Raw genomic sequence first — 22320 nt, forward strand, 5'->3', positions numbered from 1 at the left:
AGAGAAGACGTGGAGGATGCTGAGTAAATCTTGGGTAAGTTCTGAGGATGGGCAGTATACAGTTTGGTTGAGAACCAAGATTTGTCCACCGTTTTGCTCAACCAAATACTGAATAAGCTCGAATCCAAACCTAGCGAGTCGGTCACGACAGGCAACAATAAGCGTGAGCTGATCTCCGCGCATAAGTCTGTCCAGTAAGGAGCGCAGTCCTTTCCTTTTGAAGTTAAGCCCGCTTCCGATGTCTTTGATGATTTCAGCTTCTGGGTAGAGGGATTGCATATAGATGATTTGTCGGTTGAGGTCGTCTCGCTGCTTTGAGGAAGAGACTCGACAGTAGCAAACAGTGGCAACTCTAATTGAATCGCCTCTAATATAGGACTCGATATCGTAGAGCCTTTGCCCTGCTTGGTTTTTAATGCTTTTGATCTTCCCTTCATCTGCATATCGCCTCAACGTATTAGGATGCAACCCCAGAAATTCGACCGCTTTTCTGAGTGGAATATATGCCATACCTAAAGTATAGCATTAGTAATCGTTAGTGAGCATTAGTTAACAAAATTTTAACTAGCTAATAACCTCTAAAAACCCAGTAGTTGCTGAAGGTGTGTAGATAGGTCGATTTCTTAAACTCCATCCCCGCTCGAACTAGCTAAAATCATTGCTATATCTAGGTTTGCGGTTACTTGAGGAGTAGGTGCGATCGCGATCGACGCACCTCAGCCAAATCCTGAAACCTCCAATGTTGGTGAACTTGCGTCGATGCCTTACCTAGACTGGATTTGAGCCATGTTGTTGACCTCATTTTTGATGCCGATGTATGATGTTTTTACCAGGTGCGTCGATTTGACGCCTGTAACCCTCTCTGGATATAGGCTCTGCGACGAACTCCCTACCGATTGGGTTAAATCGGATTAGTTGGAAACTCGACTGCAATGTCGACACCGGAAAAACTTACAGGATCAACCCTACCGATTGGGTTAAATCGGATTAGTTGGAAACCACTTCAAAGCAACTTGATCAAGCTTTGGATGACAATCCCTACCGATTGGGTTAAATCGGATTAGTTGGAAACCAGTTCAGGGAAATCTTTTGCTAAAGCTACGGCCAAATTATCCCTACCGATTGGGTTAAATCGGATTAGTTGGAAACTACTTCTTTATTTGTTGTTGGTTTGTCCAACAGGATTGACAGCCCTACCGATTGGGTTAAATCGGATTAGTTGGAAACTCCCTGGCAGCAACTCTAAGGTGTCTAAGTTTACCCCTACCGATTGGGTTAAATCGGATTAGTTGGAAACAGTCGGTGCGGGAGCTATGCCGCAAAATTTAACGTTTCCCTACCGATTGGGTTAAATCGGATTAGTTGGAAACGGGCTTAGTGTTGGCGGTACGTTTCGTACCGCAGCCTCCCCACCCCTACCGATTGGGTTAAATCGGTAGGGGTGGAAACTGCTCGTAGACCACCGTCAACAAAAATGTTGACGGCCCTACCGATTGGGTTAAATTGGATTAGTTGGAATCAGTTGGCGAACTTGGTATCGTTGGCGGTTTGAAAAGTGAAGCTGCTAGATCTGGAGTTAGTCTGGCTTTTTCTAAGAGTTCTTTGGGAGTATTTTGCGCGATCGACAAACCGTAACGTCGAACTTCTTCGGGAAGATTAGCAATTTCAACCAATCCTCGCTCAATAGCACGCTGAAGTAATTTCATCTCCTCAACCTGATGTTCCATCAGCTTGTTGTACAGCTTAATTTGAATTTCTTTGCTGATTTGGTTGTGCCAATAATTGAGTAAAGGTTTAATTTCAGTTGATTGTTCACCACTCTTAGTATTACTCTGTGGGGATTGTTGAGCTTTTTGAAATCGTTTCCGACGTAGGCGATCGATCGCTACAAGCAAAGCAGTAGGCCCAATATAAGTAGTGCCAAAACTCCAAGCAAAGCTGACAGTGCCAACAAATACACCGTGCAACGCAGTAGGAGGGTTTAATACGAGTGCCGCTTGAGGATCGGAAGACTTTCGATCGTCTTGTAAACCTTGCGTTCCCAAACTGCTAACATCTGCCGTGGCAAACAACAACTGCCCCAGTGCCATGTAGTACAACAAACCCTGCGCGACAAAAGCCGAAAAACGCCCAAAACGAGAAATCAATTGAAGATTTCCGATCAGAAGTTTTTTGTGGTCGAGGTAAGCATCGCTTAAAGATGTACCCTCCAAAATTCCCGTACCCATCAAAGCTACAGCTTCGGTAATGGGTATTTGAGTTCCAAACATGGGAATGGCAATACCTGCCCCTCCACTGAGTAAATACAGCAACAAACTGCTGGAAACATAAGTTGAAACTAAAGTGGCTACATAAAAAATACTTAATACTGCTACTAATGCTTTATTCCAAAAATCTGGTTCGTTGGCAAAATTAGAAGTAGTGGTAGGCTCAAGTTTTCCATTTTCTTGAGTATTTATGACAGCCGAATTGGTGTTAGTTGCCAAACCATCATTTAATTCTGCCCACTCCGGTGCTAATGGAGGTTGGGTTTGTGGCTTGGGAACTGTATCGCGCTCAATTACTTCAGTGTAATCAGCACTTACTTGCCTTTTTGGATTTTGCATCCGCTTGGCATATCTACCGGATACTTGAGGTTGATGACCGTTATTACGGTAGTTTTTTTTGTCTCGATTCATAGTGTAAATAAAGTGGCGTGTAAAAGTGAATAATTGCAAGTATTAAGACCGGGCTAAAGGACAGAGGGGACGATTGACCAAATTCGGCTTTAGCAACGTAACTTTGTCACCATAAATGCGAGGGACATATATTGAACCCGGTTCGATCTGGTTCATAACTTCAGCTAGTTCTTTCGGCAAAGTATTGCCAGATAAACCTCTATCAATCCCTCGGAAAGGGTGAAGGAAACCACCAGCACTAAGTCGGGTATTAAAAGGCTGAATTCGACCCCAGCGCGATTCGCTTTCTGACAAAACTGGTTGAATAGTAATGTGTTGTTGCCAATAAGGAGTAGGTAAGGTAAGAAACAGCACTACTTTTTGCTGTTGAGCGTTGTAGTGCAGTCGGTGCATAGGAGAAGCATCCAAGCGTCCCGGTTGAACCTGCATTACTGTCTGTTTTTCAGCTATAGACCATTTTCCCCGGCTATCTTGTCGCACCCAAAAGAAACGGATAGAGTCATCAGTTACCGGCAGTATTACTACCGATCGACCTTGGGCAGAATTATTGAATCGGGCTACAGGCAAATTTAACTGTAAAGAAGTCGAATTTAGTTGCGCTCGCAAGTTATCTCCCAAGTTAAAAGATTGGCATAGAGCATTCCTTTTAATATTTCCCTCTGCATTAGGTATAGAACTCACCTGCTGTGACAATGAAAGTGCTTGGCAACCAACTAGAAAAGTAGTGGAACCAAAAACAAGCATTTGCAGTAATTTACTTTTCATATTGAAACTCCAAATTAGTAATCTTGATGATTTTCAACTTGTTTTCTCAATCAACTTTGATAATTAAATTTAACCAAGACTATGGAAAGGGGGACTTCCCAAAAATGCCAAAAGCCGCTTCGTTGAAGCGGCTTATAAAAATTGTCTGCTATTACCGACGAACAGGTTAAGATTTAGTCAACTTTACCAATAGGTTAGCCAAAGCTTGCACCATTGGGCGAGTTGAAACATCTTTTCCCCGCGCCAATTGATGAACGCTACCTGTCAGCACAGGTTCTTTGTTGGTAATTGTATCTGAATTACCATACAAATTGCTGTAGATAATTGCAATTACAGGTAAAGGGTTTTCCAATTGTTTCTGACAAAGCTCTTGCCAAGCGATCGCATCATCTTCTGTCTTAGCTAAAATAATGGCGTGAGTAGCTTGAGACATGATAAGTTTATTTTCATCGCTGGGAATTTTACCGCCTACGTCAAATAACAACAGTGAATTTTTAATCACTTTAATTTCTCGTGCTTTAGCTTGGGCGAATTCGGGGGTAAACTTAGCTTTGTACTCTTCCTTTAATTTAGTAGCTAACTCTGGATATTTGGCGACAGTTTCCGAGTACCAAGAACCATCACCATCGGGACAACCTGAAATGGCATAGAAATCGGCTGGTGCATTGTTCAAATTTAAAATAGCTGCTTTTAAACCATCTCGCAGTACCGTTTTTCCGGTATTGGATGGCCCACATAAGACAGCTTTAACTGTAGGCTGCGGGTCATAATCTACATCAAAGGTATCCCCAACTTGGTAATCTTTAGTATGACCGATCGCCACCACATATCTATCTAATCCTTTATCTCCCAACTTGGGGTCGAAAACTGCTACGCTACTATATAGATGAGCAATTTTATTGGCAATTGCAAAACTAGCCAAGACGGTGGCGCGTCCGTTAATTTTCAGCAGTCGTTTACCACCGGGTAATTGTCCCGAACTAATTAATTTTCCCAATTGTGCTTCTGCATCTAGTAAAATTCGATCGCCATCAGCTTTGACGCCATTGTTAATTTTGGCAATTAAAACATCATCTTCCCAATAGATTAAAAATGAGGGATAACTATCATCCATCGTAGCTACTTGTTTAACTTCACCAGTTTGAAAGTCAATTCGACTACCTACGGGATACTCCGTAGCGGTACTGATGACAACAACGTAAGCACTCAAACGAGTATCCGAAACAGCGATCGCTCGATATAGGTGCGCGACTTCGTGAGCTAAAGTATAACTGGCTAGCACCGATATTCTGCCGTCGATTTTGAGCAGATTTCCGCCTTGCAGTTCCCCAGCAGCTATCATTTGGTGCAAACGCGCCGCCGCATCCCGCACAATTCGATCGCCATCGGCTGGAATTAGTTCGCCGTCTGCATTTTTGGCAAAATCTACTTTTAACGTATCTCCCTCTAATCTGATTTGATAAGTAGTCATTGGTTTTCCCTGACCTGCGTTGACTATTTTACTTTCGCACGAATATGGAAAGGGGGGTTTCCATAGTTGGTTAGTTTAAAGAAGTAGAGTAGGGTGCGTCAGAAGACGAAACTCTCAATCATCGATCTATAACCAAAGTCTGACGCACCCTACAAGTAGAGTAACACTGGAAATTTATGTCTGGTAAAACCTTTGACTTTCAACCTACAGTAGAACTGTTGCAGGTGTTGGCACGCGGTTCTTTGAGACAGAATTTGCCCAAAGCAGTGCGGTTGTGGGTGATATTGCGATCGCTTTACGGCGACGAAACAGATCCGATTCGGTTACAACTCAATAAAAAGTTCACTTACAGCGATTGGAATAAACTATTTTTCACCCAAACTGATACCGATCATAAAGATTACAAGATTCCGCTCGCTCACGATCCGCAATGTCCTTGTGCTAAAACTATTCGTGATTGGCTATTCAATCCCGATTCGGGTATGAATGCAGAAGAATGGCAATGTAGGTTCCTAAATCTTTACCCAATGACAGGACAAGATTTAGATAACTTGCTATCTTTTGGCATAATTCCCCAAGCCGAAAAGAATCGCAAAAATCAGAAACGATTACCGTCAGGTCGTTTATTTGCCATCACCAGTAAAAATATTCAGTACGACTTCAAAGCTTTGGTGGAAATGGGATGGTTGCAAGCGCAAGCAATTAAGGAAGGTCAGGGTAAAAAGTTTAAAATTGTGTATTCCCTGGTGAAAGATTTTCCCCAGGTTGCTATTTACCCAGAAAATGCTATTCTCGCTCCTGGTACAACGGTCGTTAGAAATGCACTCGCTAACGATTTGGCTGATTTCTTTGAAGATTTTGGGCAGAAAATTAACGGCGAACAGCGCTTTTTTTTGGATATCGAGTATATTGTTCATCGCCAGTTTTGCCAGCAAATTAATACCTTGCGTAAACAGCTAAAATCTATTTGGCATCAACCGCAGATCCCGCCTGTAAAAATTACTTATGTCAGTGCAAAGAACTATCAAAATTATCACGATCGAGGAGAAGAATATATAGTTTATCCGGTGTGCATTTACTATTCACATCGCGCTCCTTATTTGTTTGCGTTTGGTCAAACCCCAAAAGATGATGGTAAAATTGATTGGTATGATTATCGGCTCGATCGCATTCAAAGTTTGCAGCAGTTAAAGTGGGATGAAGTGAATATTGAGGGGTTTACCCAATTAGTTTGTCAATCCAAAACACCGAACCAAATTGAAAATTACCGTAATGACGCTTGGGGATTTGATTTTTATAAGCCACAAGAGTTACTATTATTGCGGTTCGATCGCTATTTCCATTATCGCTACATTGAGGGAACAGAACGGGATGAACTTTTTACGAAAATCCCATATAAATATGCTGAGAGCCAGATTCTTAATGCTCGGATAGATTCGGAACGAAAGCCGGAAATTTTAAAGGTTTTCTATTCTCGTTCTCCCGAAGATATTTACTGTCGAGTTAATTATCGCACAGATGATAATAATGTAATCATGCGTTTGAGAGCATGGGGAGCCAAGGTAGAAGTTTTACTTCCTTGGTCATTGCGATCGCGTATGGCTAAAGATATCGAAGATACTTGGAAGCTTTACCAAGGGTAATAGGTTGTGGGTAATAGGTAATAGGAAAAAAAATTATCTATTACCAATGACAAATGACAAATGACAAATGACAAATGACCATGAATACTAAAATACCAAAACTCTCAACTCGGTTTGAACAAGCTTTAGTTTATGCTACTCAAATTCACGCTAATCAAGTTAGAAAAGGTAGCGATATTCCTTACATCAGTCACCTGTTAAGCGTAGCAGCGTTGGTATTAGAAGATGGCGGAGATGAAGATGAAGCAATTGCGGCACTTTTACATGATAGTATTGAAGATTGCGGCGGTGCAGAAACTCGCCAAGCTATTTTGATACTATTTGGTGAAAGAGTTACGGATATTGTGGACGGTTGCACGGAATCTGATACAATACCTAAACCACCTTGGCACGAGCGCAAATTACAATATATCAAACAAATGCGTTACGCTTCCCCATCCGTACTGCGCGTGTCAATGGCAGATAAACTACATAATGCCCGGTCGATTTTAGCTGATTTGTATCAACATGGCGATGCAGTTTGGCAAAAATTCAAAGGGGGAAAAGAAGGTACTTTATGGTTTTATCAGAGTTTGCTGGAGGTGTATAACCAGGATAGCTCTAACTTTTTATTGTCAGAATTAGAAAGAATTATTGCTCAATTGGAACAGAGTAGATAACTTGATTATATTCTAAACCTGTACAAATATGTTAGATTATTACGAGGGGCAAATACCGATAACTTTAACAAATCTACTTATTGGTATTATGCTGCTTATCTTTTTCCATATTTTGATGTTAGGAAAAATCATGCGAACAATTATTACGACTACGGGGACTTCACTTTTGACTAATGCAGAAAGGCATTTCAAGAAGGACAAAAAAGCCATCACTGAAGACGAATTAAGGCAATTTTTTAAGCAAGTGGGTGCAGTAGCAGCTACAGCAGAAACCAACTCTTTACTTAAAATGGCTTATCCAGATGATGAAGTAGTTTTATTATATACTACAACGCCAGAAGGGGAACGCTGTGTTAAAGAAGTTCAGCGATATTTGGAAGGCGAAAAGTGGCACAATGTGCGACAGAGACAGTTACCATTAGAGCAAAATGAAGCTCAATTTGAGCGGCGAGGTTTGCGAGAATTAGTTAATATTCTGATTGAGGAGATTGGCAAAGCACAGCGAGAGCAGCGGGAAGTCATTATTAATGCCACAGGTGGTTTTAAGGCAGAAGTTGCTTATACTACAATGGTGGGGATGATTTTCCAAGTACCTGTTAAATACATATATCAGTTTTTTCAGCAACCAGTCACTTTTCCGGCTTTGCCTATCAGTTGGAATATTGATTTATTGATTGAATACGAAAGCTTTTTTGAGTGGCTGGATGGAGAGCCGAGAAAGGAACTGGAAATTGACCAACGTTTAAAAGCAGTTGCGGAATGGGATAGGCAACGTATTTTGCAGTTGCTTTTACCTGTTGATGCTGATGGTGATGTATTTCTTTCTCCAGCGGGTGAAATTCTCTGGAAACGAGTGGCGCAACAACGGGAAGTTGCGGAATTACTGGAAGATTCGGCACCTTCTAAGATTGCTGTGACTGATAAAATTTCGAGTTCTTTGGATGAAGTTAAGCATCATTATCCTAAAGGTACGAAGGCATTTGCTCAAAAAGTGGCTCAATTTGAAGCAGTAGAAGAAATTGTTGGGGGCTATTTTGAACCAACTACGATGAAACGAGTGAAGAAGGTTGACGATGATGGTTCAATTCGCGTTTTGTGGGCTGATAATGAGAAGGCAACTAATATTACAATTCGCACGACTGCACGGGGACAGGCTCAGACTTTGAGATTTTGCGATCGCTACATTCGTCCTTTACTGCTTCAATAGGCAAAGCTGGGAAGTGCGATAGCTCTTTTAGGTTGAGAATTTTATAACTTTTTTCTCAGTCCAAAAATAGCTCTCTCTGTTCGGAGGGAGCTATTTTTTTATCGTTTCCAACTAATCCGAATTAACCCAATCGGTGGGGTAAGGGTGTGATTAAAGTAGGGAAAGATAATTACAAAGTTGTTTCCAACTAATCCGAATTAACCCAATCGGTGGGGCATATGATGTTTTTCTTGCGAGCGTTGAAAAGAAACGTTTCCAACTAATCCGAATTAACCCAATCGGTGGGGCGGTAATTACTATCCGCAATTACCACACCAGTGCCAGGTTTCCAACTAATCCGAATTAACCCAATCGGTGGGGTAGAGTTTTTTGGCTCCCTGTTGCCAGCAGGGTTAGTTCTGGTTTCCAACTAATCCGAATTAACCCAATCGGTGGGGGTCAAAATCTCCAGGCGCAAGACTTCCCTTGCCAAATACAGTTTCCAACTAATCCGAATTAACCCAATCGGTGGGGAAAAAAATCAGCCCCAGCAGCCGCAAGGAGGTGGAATAGGTTTCCAACTAATCCGAATTAACCCAATCGGTGGGGGGTGACGACACTCTGATTGGCGGAAACGGAGGCATTAAGTTTCCAACTAATCCGAATTAACCCAATCGGTGGGGCATTTTATTAAAAACGAAGCTTTCCGACGGGACTCTTTTGTTTCCAACTAATCCGAATTAACCCAATCGGTGGGGGGACGACTCCGAGTCGTCCTCCAATGAAGAAGAAAAGTTTCCAACTAATCCGAATTAACCCAATCGGTGGGGTTTGTTGATCCGAATCCATTTGAATCATTACCTAAACTGTTTCCAACTAATCCGAATTAACCCAATCGGTGGGGACACCCCTGGAAAAGGTTTCTGCTCGGGTGGTGCCTTGGACGTTTCCAACTAATCCGAATTAACCCAATCGGTGGGAAAAAATGTGGCTAACCCCAGCCACGCAAACACTTTGTTCGCGTTTCCAACTAATCCGATTTAACCCAATCGGTAGGGCTCTGGTGATAATGGGATGGGCATGAAGTTCTCTGTGTTTCCAACTAATCCGATTTAACCCAATCGGTAGGGCTTTTGAAGAGCTTGAAAACCGGTGGAGCTAAAAAAAGTTTCCAACTAATCCGATTTAACCCAATCGGTAGGGTGGCCGTTGGTATCTTTATGGGTACCGATGGCGAACTGTTTCCAACTAATCCGATTTAACCCAATCGGTAGGGCTTCTGACTGTTTCCATTTCCGTGGTTGCTCTTGCCGTTTCCAACTAATCCGATTTAACCCAATCGGTAGGGACAACATCCAACAGCTGTTTTTCCTTCAACTGAGTTTCCAACTAATCCGATTTAACCCAATCGGTAGGGAAAGTGCAAAAAAGTATGAAAGTACTGGACTTAGTGTTTCCAACTAATCCGATTTAACCCAATCGGTAGGGCAACGTCAGCTGCGCACCCGAGCTTCCTTATTATGGTTTCCAACTAATCCGATTTAACCCAATCGGTAGGGGAAATAATCGTAACCCTCGCCTCAATCGTGAGGAACAAGAAGTTTCCAACTAATCCGATTTAACCCAATCGGTAGGGATGTCCCGAAAATTGAGGAGACACTAGTAACGGGTTTCCAACTAATCCGATTTAACCCAATCGGTAGGGTTGATGACATTTGGAGTTTTACTCCGAATGTCAAATGTTTCCAACTAATCCGATTTAACCCAATCGGTAGGGGATCTGTCTGGACACGGGTGAGTTTAAATCCTCTTATCGTTTCCAACTAATCCGATTTAACCCAATCGGTAGGGGGCTTTATCAGAAGGAGAGAAAAAAGATGCGGAAGAAAGTTTCCAACTAATCCGATTTAACCCAATCGGTAGGGATCAACTTCTTGCTACAATCTGCCCTCTTGCCTTCCAAATGTTTCCAACTAATCCGATTTAACCCAATCGGTAGGGCCGCTCAGGCTCACATTCACACTAGGAGAAAATCCGTGCGCGTTTCCAACTAATCCGATTTAACCCAATCGGTAGGGGATAATAATTTCGTCCCACACACCCGCTGCCACCTGGGCGTTTCCAACTAATCCGATTTAACCCAATCGGTAGGGAGTACAATCTGAAGCAGAACTAGGCCGTCTAATTAACGTTTCCAACTAATCCGATTTAACCCAATCGGTAGGGCCTTCTATTTTGTTTAAAGGGTCTAGAGATTTCAATTAACCCTACGTTTCCAACTAATCCGATTTAACCCAATCGGTAGGGATTTTTGACATGTGGTCGCCCACTGACTATACGGCGTTTCCAACTAATCCGATTTAACCCAATCGGTAGGGAATTGCATGTTTACGTCGAAAGAACTGCTTGAAAAGTTTCCAACTAATCCGATTTAACCCAATCGGTAGGGTTCTTGCCCCTTCCGCTCTTCCTATTGCTCTAGGAAGGTTTCCAACTAATCCGATTTAACCCAATCGGTAGGGTTTGAAAAATGTTGTTGGGATCGTTGCTGGTATTGCTGTTTCCAACTAATCCGATTTAACCCAATCGGTAGGGAATCCTAGTTTTTCTGTGCAGAGATCGGAAATATTTGTTTCCAACTAATCCGATTTAACCCAATCGGTAGGGAATGAGCTTCCTTTGTTCTTTGTTTAATTACATTGGTTTCCAACTAATCCGATTTAACCCAATCGGTAGGGTAAACCTCTCACTTTTCTGGAGTCTCTGATGTTGAATTGTTTCCAACTAATCCGATTTAACCCAATCGGTAGGGCTCAAACAATTCTTAAGGTCTCAAGGCCCTATCTTGTTTCCAACTAATCCGATTTAACCCAATCGGTAGGGGAGCAAATCATGAAGACTACTATAGGTGCCGGCTTGATGTTTCCAACTAATCCGATTTAACCCAATCGGTAGGGCATGCAGAAGAAATTGAAGTTGGTTGGTATTCTTTGTTTCCAACTAATCCGATTTAACCCAATCGGTAGGGAACAGGTCTGTGAAGGTCGTTCTGGGTTCGTCCAAAAAGACGGTTTCCAACTAATCCGATTTAACCCAATCGGTAGGGCTAATACCTGTAAACAAACTATGGTCTACCACATCAAACGTTTCCAACTAATCCGATTTAACCCAATCGGTAGGGGCAATGTACATACAGTAAAACCCACCCTTGACAGGGTTTCCAACTAATCCGATTTAACCCAATCGGTAGGGGTGACAGTAATTCAAACGGAGAGGGTTGCTTCATCTCCAGTGGTTTCCAACTAATCCGATTTAACCCAATCGGTAGGGTTCGGAAACAATGATCGTCGAAAATGTCCTCTACTCTGAGTTTCCAACTAATCCGATTTAACCCAATCGGTAGGGGCCATGTCCGATCTCTTCAGTGAGACGACCGGCATGCTTCTGTTTCCAACTAATCCGATTTAACCCAATCGGTAGGGATGCGGGTGCGGTCGAACATGCTTCGCGTGGAACCAGTTAACGTTTCCAACTAATCCGATTTAACCCAATCGGTAGGGTAACAGAAATGCTGTTAACGGCTGCTCCCATGTTTCCAACTAATCCGATTTAACCCAATCGGTAGGGTTTTTTTTTTGATTTGGTTTATGCTGACCCGAAGCACTTTGTTTCCAACTAATCCGATTTAACCCAATCGGTAGGGAGCAATTTGAAAAACCTGTGTTAATCAAGGCACTTAGTGTTTCCAACTAATCCGATTTAACCCAATCGGTAGGGTCTGATACCACTGACCACAGTGTTAACGGTAACAACGTTTCCAACTAATCCGATTTAACCCAATCGGTAGGGGCGAAAGCTGCTCAACAATTCAAAGAAGCTCCAAAAGTTTCCAACTAATCCGATTTAACCCAATCGGTAGGGAACTAAGCCAGCTGCTAGGGAGTGAAGAGCTTCGTGTTTCCAACTAATCCGATTTAACCCAATCGGTAGGGCCATTGGGCAAGAGTCCGGGATCGCTACGGGTATGGAAACGTTTCCAACTAATCCGATTTAACCCAATCGGTAGGGTACAAATATCCAAACAAGATGAAAAATCTTAACAGATCGTTTCCAACTAATCCGATTTAACCCAATCGGTAGGGAGAAAAGGTAAGCCGGTGACCGACTGTTATCAAAAGTTTCCAACTAATCCGATTTAACCCAATCGGTAGGGACCTAGCGGGAAAGTTAAATCAGCCCAGGTTCATCTTGTTTCCAACTAATCCGATTTAACCCAATCGGTAGGGGGATAAAGACAAAATCCGCTGGATGTGTGGATTCTAGTTTCCAACTAATCCGATTTAACCCAATCGGTAGGGTTCTTTTGGTGGTGGTAGCCATCGCCGGCCAGTCGGCATGGTTTCCAACTAATCCGATTTAACCCAATCGGTAGGGTCGCTTGTGGGATTTCTGAGAATATTAGCTCAGAAGGTTTCCAACTAATCCGATTTAACCCAATCGGTAGGGCATGCAAATTGGTTTTTCCAAATGCAGATAAAGTTTAGTTTCCAACTAATCCGATTTAACCCAATCGGTAGGGGGAAAGCCCGTTGCCGTCTTGCTGAGTAAAATGTTTCCAACTAATCCGATTTAACCCAATCGGTAGGGGTTATGCAATCTGTCGAAACTCTTTTGAAGGGAGAAAGTTTCCAACTAATCCGATTTAACCCAATCGGTAGGGGTCCTCCATCTTTTGTTTCCAACTAATCCGATTTAACGTTTGTTTCCAACTAATCCGATTTAACCCAATCGGTAGGGTTGATGAATTCTGGTAACCGTGACGAAGCTTTTTCGTTTCCAACTAATCCGATTTAACCCAATCGGTAGGGTATTAGTTACGAGGATAAAGCAAATGTTGGATATAATCGTTTCCAACTAATCCGATTTAACCCAATCGGTAGGGTATCTGGGCAATAACATGCCCAGTAGACCACGCGTTTCCAACTAATCCGATTTAACCCAATCGGTAGGGAGTTCGTCGCAGAGCCTATATCCAGAGCGGGTTACAGGCGTCAAATCGACGCACCTGGTAAAAACATCATACATCGGCATCAAAAATGAGGTCAACAACATGGCTCAAATCCAGTCTAGGCAAGGCATCGACGCACTTTGACGATTTTAGTATGGTTTTGGGAGTTGGATGAGGTGCGTCGATCGCGATCCGAGCATTACCCCATGTCAGCCCAAACCTATATACAGCAATAATTTAAGCGATTTTGATGTCTTAGGAAGGCAGAGCGATCGACCTACCTGCACACCAAAGAGTCAAACCGAGAGGATAGGGGGTAAAAAGGTGCGTCGATGAGGGTAGCCAAGGTATCCAATTCTACAAAAGCCTGATTGTGCAAGGGTTTTGAGCATTTTAGAGTAACGGAGAAGAAGTATTGAGCGATCGACGCACCTCGATCGCTCACGATCACCCTCTCTCTGTACAAGCAATTAGTGGTACGGTAGTCTTAAGAATGTAGAAATGGACAAATCTTTTATCGTTTCTGAGATTTAGCACCTAACTGTAAACGGCGGTGATTCTTGAGAGGTTTTAGGTTATAACTGATTTCGACCTCAATCAATTTATCTGTGTTTTGGCTAATATATTGCAGCCTCCTGTCAGGATGAGTACAGGCTAAAATAACGCCCGCAGTCATTGATTTCGTTGCGCCTGTATAATCGGTAATAATTTGTGAATTATCCATGTTATATAGAGCTTTAGCCTCCCCATAGATTGCATCAACTAATTCACAAATGTAGTTGGGATCGTCAGCGCGATCGTTTGGTACTAATAAATCCAAAACTTCCTCTTTAACTAAAAGATTTTGAGTAACTAACTCAGGATAGTGAAAAATTTGACTCTTACACTTTTTTTCCTTAACTAATTTATCAATAATATTCTGCGCTTCCGGTAACGATTGGTCGGTACAAATAATCCAGCAGTGCTGAAGTTTTCCGTTTTGAAGATGATGCCTAATAACTACTTCTGCGGGTGTTGGTCGAGTTCCATTTTTCGGAGTTGGACTTGCTAAAACAATTAAACCGGGAAACGTTTCTCTCAATTCATTTGTATTAATTTGTGGTGGCTGATTGAAAACGCGATCGCGCACTTCTCGGATTAATTGCGGCACCTGAGAAATCATTAGTAAGAACACAAGTAATCCGGCAAAAGCTACCGCTACCCAAAACTGCCAGAACACTTTAGTAAACCCAAAGTTTTCTGCCAATAAAGTACACCCTGCCTCAAAAATAACAGTCGATAAACCATTGATAAATAACCCTAAAAAAGGAGTAACAATAAAAAAGTAAAGTAGGAAATAAATCACCGGAGAACGAGCCGGCTCTGAAATAATCTTGAAGATATTTAAAAAACTTTTGCGTTTCATGGCTAGTTTACTTTTTTCTAATGGTTCAGTGCATAAGTCCTATAGGGACTAAGGGAAGAAGGAAATAGAATAAGCGAGTTGCAGTAACTTAGAATATTATAACTACCTTGAGGGTTTCTATAAAATGCGATCGCACTTTACCATACTCAACTATCTCCCAAACCCCAACACTCTGCTAATTCAGATAAAGAATTAATTGCTTGATTCGCACTCTGAACTATTTTACTAGCATTTGGAGCGTGCCTTTCATATCCAGCATGGTCGAGAGTATTCCGCAGAGTTCGCACCTTATGCCACACAGCAATTAATTGTCTTTTTTCCGGCCATTTGTGAATCTTTCTGCCCTCATCTTTTAGTTCTCTTGGCGGTCTATTCTGACCTATATCCCAAAGTGCATCACTAATATCTTCACGGGTATGTCGATTATCAATATCTACACTTCCCTCTAACTTATAATTGACAGCAGATAACAACCACTCCCTAGCCAGAGTCATTGCTTCAATGATACGATTGTTCTTATGATACCATTTAATTAACCTAAATTGAGCTTGCAATGCTGCCTTCGCATCATTATCTAAGTTACCTACAAAGGAACTGAATGTTTGATTAACTTGTTGCCGCAACAGTTCAAAGGGGACAACTCGATTCGGCTGCTGTTTTTCCGCTTCCAACAAATCTTTAACTAAATTATCTGCTCGATTACCCAATTCTAAAGGCCGACAAAGTAAGGTAGCTAATGATAAATTAAAAAGACTTCCTGCTGCATTTTTATTAGCACCTAATTTGTCGCTATTGGGATTAAGGAGTTGAGATAACTGCCTTGCATCTCCCGTTTCCACAAATTGGTTACTGGCAGCAATCCAGTCGATCATGGATACAAATTCTGATAAATCGATAACAGGTGCTAATCCGTTATTTTCGGATTTTAAATCAAAAGCGCCATAATAAATTGCCTCAATTGTTACTTGTTTAGCTGTTTTGAGATAGGCGGCAAATAAGAAGACGAGAAAAGGGAGCGATCGCAAACCGTGAGTGATGTCAAAAATCACGCGATCGCCCCTCTCAATATACCCTGTAATAATAGTAAATATTTGCCACATTTCGGCAGTATTATTACCAGTGGGGATATCAACCGCTTGAATTCTGGGGTCGTTAAGTGCTTCTAGCACCGGCCAATTTACTGTTTTAGCTTTTTCAGTTAGGCAGACTAACATCAAGTCATATTTATCTTCGCCACAAAATTGCCGCAGTGCTTCTGGAAACACTTTACCATCATATTTTGTTTCTTTGCCATTGCGATCTTTAAAGGCGTAGGTAGTGGTGAAGGTGGCGGGTGCTGCACCTAGAAAGGTGATGATTTTTAGACTCATAATTTAGGCTCGTTTCCCCAGGTGGGCTCAATTTGCTTAAAGCCACTATTGCCAGTAGCTAAAAATTCCATAAATTGCTTGGATTGATCGTCATGCAGATCATTAGGAAATATCGTCAATATCTCCATAAATTCATTTTCTAAACAAATCAACTTGCCATCTTTGATGATATATCGTGGATACATCCGATGCCAGATTCGCCCGATTTGTCCCATCTCTCCAGCCAAAGATGAACCTTTCAATCTGTCTGTTTCATGGAACCATTGGACTGCCAAACTTTGCTTATTATTTGCAATCCTGCCCCAAACTTGTACTTTATTGGGATGCCATGCTTCCCGCCAATTTTCCACATAGCTGTTTGGCTGGTAGTTTTTAACTTCCGATCGTACCCAGGCGATCGCTTGTTCCCGAATGTTGGTAATAAACTTGGTAATGTCACTCAGATTGGTTACTGGAATGTAATACTGTTCTGAACCCTGTGCAAATTTCCAATCACACCCGATCATAGGTTTATTCTTATTATCGAAATAGCTAGGGTAAAACAGTTTATGGTGAATCCGTCGCCAAGATTTGCCAAAGCCTCCAAGTAAAACAGAAAATTTGACTAGACTAATAATAAATTTTTCTAGCTGTGGGTTAACTTTGCCTATTTTGAGCAGATTGAGTCTACCATTCTGCAATTGATAGATTGGCATCTCAACTGTGACAAGCTTATTCAATTTATTATTGTATTGTTGATAAGTGTGCTTGCCTTTGGTACAGAGTTTACCTTCTACTGTTGTGAAATTAATTCCTATACAACCAACAGTCGCTTCAGTTTTACTATCTTCGCTTTTTTCAGGAATTCCACCCCAAAGTTTTTTAGTTAAAATCTGTGCGGTTTGCTCATCCGTTATCCCACCTAGCAAACGTAATGTGTGACCTCTCAGGACAGCCTTGAACATATTAGGGCGAAATTCAGGCGTTTTATGTTTATCTTGTTCATGTTCTTTCAAAAGCAACTGAGATGATAAACCTTGCCCGTTGAGATGGATAGACAAAAGAATGCGATCGCTATTTTCAAGGGGTTCAACAGAACCATCTTGATTAACGCGGTTGGCATATCCATACCCGGCACTCACCCGCGAACCAATACCACTACCTAAAGCCTTTTCCCAAATTTTTTGAATTTCCTGCCATTCTTTTGGAGTCAATGTTTCAATACAGGAAATACCAAACTTAAACTTAGGCTGATAGAGAGAAATTTGAACATTTGCATTCTCACCCTTTTCTTTAGTATCTTTCATCCCTACCTGATAGGGTTGTTGACCATGTGCAATGTCTACAAGGCGATCGCACTGTGCCCAAGACATATCTACAGGGTAGCCACCATGAAAACGCAAGATTCCCGGTTTAGTTCGTTTCTCACCTTTTACCGTAACTTCACCGCCACAGTAACGTTGACATTTAGTCTGATCTTGACAGGCTCTCCTAAATGCCCCCTTCATGCTAGAACCTGGAAAAAATGGCATTCCTTTTGCACCCATCACCGGACGAATTATTCCTTCATCTTGTCCGCCATTAGTTACCATTCGCCAACGAATCTCGTATTCCCAGATTTCCACATGAGAACCAAACTTTGGTAGTTTGAGAGTAAATTGAACGGTTGCTGGAGGAAGCGTAGGCTGCGTAGGAGCAGCGTCAGAACCAATAGGTTGAAAGAGTTTCGGCTTCCCAATTGCCTTACCTACCTTTTTTGGTTGAGGGGGACAGCCCTCTAGCCATTGCTTAACCCAACGCTCATAGGCAGGCTCTTCCTTCTCTTTTCCAACATACTGAATATTTCCCCGATCTGGAATTTGTGCCTGAAACATCAGAGGAACATCTTTGGCAACTGCGCCGGATTGGATGTGGAGAGGTTGTTTTTTAGCAGAAGGTTTTTGAGGAGTTTGTGTTCCAGAAGGACTTTCTATGATTTTTTGCGGGTGAGATTTTTTGTCAGGTTTATTAGTTATTTGATTATTCTTCTGTTCTGTATCCAGTTTACGCTCTGGCTTTGGATAGAGATTGGGTGCATCTGGCATTTGATTGTTCTCCAGTTCTATATTTAGTTCACGCTTTTTTATAGCGTTGTGTCCACCACACCATGCAGTCACAAAGTTGGGTTAAGACTGCGATCGCAACTTTGCGATCGTCTATTGAAAATTTCCATAACTCGGAGATTTGCTCAGAGCGATCATTTTTGTTTGGAATTTCAATATCAGCTAGTGCCATAATTTCAACTAATTTGTCCCAAGTTGCTTTCCAATAGTCTGCTTCTTCACCATCTAATCGAAGCTGTTCTCCCCAAAAACGTTCTAAGCCATACGCTACTGTAGTTCGCATTTTGTAGACCTGACCCAAGACATCTCGCTGGTCTTTTCGTTTCCAGACCAAATCATGCGCCTCTTTATCCAATTTGTAAGGTTCCCAACCCATTGTTATACTCCTTTTAGTGTTAGTGTTAGCTGACAATGACCAAACCCAATTGATTCCAACCCACCCAGATAGATATCGGTACTTGTAAACGGCTTCCATGAATTACCGTCTTTATCTAGTTTATGAGCAATTGGAAATACCAAAATTGTTTCTTCAGGTAGTGCCTCTGTATTGAAAAATTTACCGTCTTCAACTCGTTTTTCTTCCTTCTCCAGCGTGACTCTGGTTTGACGATACAGTGCCATGTCGTGAATCATAGCAATTTCATCATCCCCAACCACAACGGCTGGACGTTCTTGGTTATCGGGAAACCATTCAGATAAATTGTGCTTTCGATTATCAATGGTTATAAAACCAAAATTGAAGAATAGCTTATTTCTTTCCAATTTTTGTGAACTGGTGTAAGGTGCTGGGAGGTCAGCTTTTATTGTCTCTCCTACAATGCGTTTGTAGCGTTTTAGTAATCGAGGACAACTCACCCAAACAATCGGCTGTCCTGGACAAAATACTGGCAACCACAAGATTGAGGCATACTCAAATTTTACCAACGATTCAGTTGTGCTATCAGCTTCGCCTTTAACAGCTTCATGTCCATACCAGAGGTTTTCATTCTTATCGGGTGGTACATTGATCTTAAGTTGTTTGGCTTTCATCTCTAACCATTCTAATTTTGTTCTTGTTTCTTCCTGACCTTGTGCATTTATAAAACTAAAGGTTGCGGGAATTTTTTCTCCTCTCCTTATTAATTCTTCTTCTAGCCATTTTTGGCGAACTAGACGCATATCCGCCCGAAACCGTCCCCGAATCGAACTACCAGGAATAATCCCAGTCTGCGTAAACTGATCGCGGAAAATCAAGTTCAAATTCCCCGTTTCTTCCCCCGCACTTGCACCCACATGAAGCGGGGCTAAAGTTTCAATAATTCCGTAAGCTTTGTGATACATTTATTGTACTCCCTTTGCAAAAATTCCCAAAACTTTACTGACATCTTTCAGATAATACTCTGTCGCGTCAACCTTGAGTTGTTTTTCCGACAATTGTAAGAACCTCCAAATATTACCAGAAGTAACTACTCCTAAGATAACTGGTATTTCATTTCCCTCCCGTTCGTTAAAAATTTGAGCCGCCAACATTTCAGAAGCGCATTGACCCAACCCCGCGACAATATTTTCCTTTTTAGCCTCTACCAGAACAATCACAGGGGATTTCACAAATAACTGTTCTGTCGAATTACTAATGATATAATCGCAAGTTCCATTTAACCCCCGTTCAAAATCAACATTAAAATCTACTCCCGAAAACAAGCTGATTTTTGAGGCAACCTGTTTTCTCAAGTCTAGCAAAATCGGGGCAATAATCATTTCCGATCGCGCTTTTTCCGTATTGATTTTTAAAGCCAATTGTGCATTGTCTTGTAAAAATTCTGTGAGTAAGGGAGTGGGTTCTAACTGAGGAACGTTGGCAAATAAGTCTACATCTTCTGAAATAGTCAAATCAAAAGCTTTTTGTGCTTTTTCTAAGGTAAAATCACTGTAGGCCATTGGATTTTCCCCCTTCATTATCCTTTGGTTTGGGATCTAATGGTAGTGCTAAACCACAGCCCCAACGTTTAAATGAAACACCTTCTTTCGGAAACCACTCTTCCGGCCAAGATTGCCAATTTCCGAGAGGCTTTTCTAAAACATAAACTGTACCTGCGGGTATAGCATATCGACCTCGTGATAGGGTTTTAGCTTCGCCTGATTTCGCATTAGGACTATTGCCTAAACGATAGCGCGTAGGAGTAGGGCGTTCAGTAAGAATCGCACATTTATTATCTGGCCAACTTAACTTATCGTCATTGTCTCGATTAGGGGCACGATAAGATAAGCGTTGGGAACCCCAGACAGCCGGTGTAATTAATGCAAAGCTACGCCCTAAATCTTGATTGAGTAAATCGGTAACAGTTGGGCAGATATCCTCACAGCGTAAGTCTACTAAATGCCCCTCACCGCCAAAGCGATACCAGCCATTCTTAATTTCAGTATTAGAGAGATAAATTAGACAAGCATCAGGGTTTAATTGTACTCCATTTTCTAAGAATAAACTACCTTGTTCCTCTTCAGGATCTACAACTCGTCTTTGATCCTCTTGCAGTCGCGGATGCAGGTGAGGGACGAATTTCCAAATAAAAGTTTCATCTTTTTCATCTTTTTCTCTAACAACAGGAGGATTTTCGCGATCGCGTAATTTTTGCCAGTCGGATATGGCTATCCAAGTTCCTTTTTCAAATTTATCATTATCTGGCGTTTGCCATTCTCCCTTTTCATTCTTTACTTGCCATTTCAAATTTTTGATCGTAGGTTGAACATCTCGATCCTTCACTGAGCAATGCCACTCCATTTGCTGATGAATTTTTTTGTCTTTTACTAAGCAGTTAAAAGGAGTAGGAACATAAAAGTTTTGCGGGTTCCGATTCCACGCCCAAAACGGCCCCGCCAACTGCAAATTCCTGATTTCCTCCGGCGGTAAGGAAGCAGCAAAGATTCCCGATAAAGTAGCAGCACTGGGAGGGAAGCTAGTGCCAGAACGTCCGACTAAGTTTTCTGGTGATAAAAATCTTCCGGCGCTACCATAGAGGAAACCTAATGGTTCAATGACAATTAGGTGTTTTAACATAAATGAAATCCTACTTTTGCTAAATTGATTATCCAGTTATTGATGGCTTTATTAACTTTTTCTTTGTTTAATACTCCATTGTCTTCATAAAATTTCCTTTCTCCGAGAATTCCAGATTTCTTAGTCTCATCGTTGTTCCATATTTGATCGGTTAAAATCTTTCGGAGTTCTTTTTGTTTTTCTTCTTCTTTTCCCTTAACAAAGTAAACTTCAAATAATCCCTCAGCAATGCTAATATTTTGATCGCTAAAAGCATGACGTGACTTTAGCACCGCGACATCTTCATAAATATGCCCCCAGTTTTTGCCGCCATCGCGATCGCGATATCCATCAATTACTGTTTGCAACAACCACCAAGGACACACCCATTCTATCCAGTTACCACCGTTAAATAGCACCCGCAAGGCGAGGCGATCGCGTCCTTTACTTTTGGCTGATTTTTCTGCCTCCCGACAATGTTGCAATACATCTCGCTGCGGTACATTCGGCGCAGTCCATACAAAACCTACACTGACAGTAATAGGTTCCCGATGATGTCTCCAAGTATCTAAATAATTTGCATTATCTGACTTAAATTTATAAAACCATTCCAAGCAGTCAGAAGCAATTAATTTTGGCTCTCCAATTCGATAAAAAACTCCAAATAAATCATCGCCTCCTGCATAAACAATTCGCCCTAAATTTTTAGGTAAGCTTCGTTTCAGATGCCTTTCACCCCAATTCAGCATGGCATAACTGAATTTGTGTAATGATTCAGCTTCATCTTCTCCCTTGTCTTTCAAACTTTTCAAATAATCACCTGCTTTGTCTCCATCTCCTTGAAACCACCCCGTCCATTGATTTTCTGATTCTTCGGGAATAACCTGAGTTTCTCCTTCTTCTTCCCAACGTCTTAAATCGCGAAACGTGCGCGGCACTTCTGTCAGCTTAATGCCAATGTTATGACTGGAGTTTAGACTAACCGCGCTTTTAAGCGCGGTTAGTCTAAACTCCTATATCCAAGAGATGAAAGTAAAAAGA

Annotated in this window: 15 protein-coding genes and 2 CRISPR repeat arrays; of the genes, 3 read left to right on the top strand and 12 right to left on the bottom strand. The window is 41.7% G+C overall.

The window, feature by feature from the left end:
- The 4 genes from LAY57_RS30280 to LAY57_RS30290 form a co-directional block, all read right to left on the bottom strand.
- Positions 1-510, bottom strand: a 510-nt coding sequence (locus LAY57_RS30280) for an IS607 family transposase (protein WP_249070902.1), incomplete at its 3' end; no start/stop codon positions are given.
- A 169-nt stretch (positions 511-679) separates the two neighbouring features.
- Positions 680-802: a hypothetical protein gene (locus LAY57_RS35985; protein WP_275994406.1), complete on the bottom strand. Its 123-nt coding sequence runs from the start codon at positions 800-802 to the stop codon at positions 680-682.
- 85 nt (positions 803-887) lie between these two features.
- Positions 888-1520: direct repeats of the CRISPR family, unit length 36 nt; unit sequence CCCTACCGATTGGGTTAAATCGGATTAGTTGGAAAC.
- A 1200-nt stretch (positions 1521-2720) separates the two neighbouring features.
- Positions 2721-3443 (bottom strand): hypothetical protein, encoded by a 723-nt coding sequence (locus tag LAY57_RS30285; RefSeq protein ID WP_249070903.1) that lies wholly within the window; start codon positions 3441-3443, stop codon positions 2721-2723.
- Positions 3444-3609: 166 nt separating this feature from the next.
- Positions 3610-4914: a hypothetical protein gene (locus LAY57_RS30290; protein ID WP_249070904.1), complete on the bottom strand. Its 1305-nt coding sequence runs from the start codon at positions 4912-4914 to the stop codon at positions 3610-3612.
- A 176-nt stretch (positions 4915-5090) separates the two neighbouring features.
- On the opposite strand from LAY57_RS30290, the gene LAY57_RS30295 reads away from it, so the two are divergent.
- The 3 genes from LAY57_RS30295 (at position 5091) to LAY57_RS30305 (ending at position 8423) form a co-directional block, all read left to right on the top strand.
- Positions 5091-6557: a TIGR03985 family CRISPR-associated protein gene (locus LAY57_RS30295; protein WP_249070905.1), complete on the top strand. Its 1467-nt coding sequence runs from the start codon at positions 5091-5093 to the stop codon at positions 6555-6557.
- 80 nt (positions 6558-6637) lie between these two features.
- Entirely contained in the window at positions 6638-7216 is a 579-nt protein-coding gene (locus LAY57_RS30300) for an HD domain-containing protein (protein ID WP_249070906.1), read from the top strand.
- 130 nt (positions 7217-7346) lie between these two features.
- Positions 7347-8423, top strand: coding sequence for a putative CRISPR-associated protein (locus tag LAY57_RS30305; protein ID WP_249070907.1), 1077 nt, complete (start codon positions 7347-7349; stop codon positions 8421-8423).
- 103 nt (positions 8424-8526) lie between these two features.
- A CRISPR array of direct repeats spans positions 8527-13413; the repeat unit is 36 nt; unit sequence GTTTCCAACTAATCCGATTTAACCCAATCGGTAGGG.
- Between the two features lie 511 nt (positions 13414-13924).
- Here the strand turns inward: LAY57_RS30305 and LAY57_RS30310 are convergent.
- The 8 genes from LAY57_RS30310 to LAY57_RS30345 all read right to left on the bottom strand — a co-directional run bounded on the left by LAY57_RS30310 (position 13925) and on the right by LAY57_RS30345 (position 22217).
- Complete coding sequence (locus LAY57_RS30310; protein WP_249070908.1) at positions 13925-14815, bottom strand: hypothetical protein; 891 nt, start codon at positions 14813-14815, stop codon at positions 13925-13927.
- A gap of 146 nt (positions 14816-14961) precedes the next feature.
- On the bottom strand, positions 14962-16185 hold the full coding sequence (csx2, locus tag LAY57_RS30315; protein ID WP_249070909.1) for a TIGR02221 family CRISPR-associated protein: 1224 nt from the start codon (positions 16183-16185) through the stop codon (positions 14962-14964).
- Positions 16182-18248 carry a hypothetical protein gene (locus tag LAY57_RS30320; RefSeq protein WP_249070910.1) on the bottom strand — a complete coding sequence of 689 codons (2067 nt, stop codon included), beginning with the start codon at positions 18246-18248 and terminating at the stop codon, positions 16182-16184. The genes csx2 and LAY57_RS30320 overlap by 4 nt, the downstream gene beginning before the upstream one ends.
- A gap of 28 nt (positions 18249-18276) precedes the next feature.
- Positions 18277-18642, bottom strand: coding sequence for a hypothetical protein (locus tag LAY57_RS30325; RefSeq protein ID WP_249070911.1), 366 nt, complete (start codon positions 18640-18642; stop codon positions 18277-18279).
- 2 nt (positions 18643-18644) lie between these two features.
- Positions 18645-19586 carry an RAMP superfamily CRISPR-associated protein gene (locus LAY57_RS30330; protein ID WP_249070912.1) on the bottom strand — a complete coding sequence of 314 codons (942 nt, stop codon included), beginning with the start codon at positions 19584-19586 and terminating at the stop codon, positions 18645-18647.
- Positions 19587-20183, bottom strand: a complete 597-nt coding sequence (locus LAY57_RS30335; protein ID WP_249070913.1) for a hypothetical protein — start codon at positions 20181-20183, stop codon at positions 19587-19589.
- Positions 20170-21300 carry a type III-B CRISPR module-associated Cmr3 family protein gene (locus LAY57_RS30340; RefSeq protein ID WP_249070914.1) on the bottom strand — a complete coding sequence of 377 codons (1131 nt, stop codon included), beginning with the start codon at positions 21298-21300 and terminating at the stop codon, positions 20170-20172. The genes LAY57_RS30335 and LAY57_RS30340 overlap by 14 nt, the downstream gene beginning before the upstream one ends.
- Complete coding sequence (locus tag LAY57_RS30345; protein ID WP_249070915.1) at positions 21294-22217, bottom strand: Cas10/Cmr2 second palm domain-containing protein; 924 nt, start codon at positions 22215-22217, stop codon at positions 21294-21296. Before LAY57_RS30345 ends, LAY57_RS30340 begins: the two co-directional genes overlap by 7 nt.
- Between the last annotated feature and the right edge of the window lie 103 nt (positions 22218-22320).

The organism is Argonema antarcticum A004/B2 (genome assembly GCF_023333585.1).
In the GTDB taxonomy this organism is placed as follows: Bacteria; Cyanobacteriota; Cyanobacteriia; order Cyanobacteriales; family Aerosakkonemataceae; genus Argonema; species Argonema antarcticum.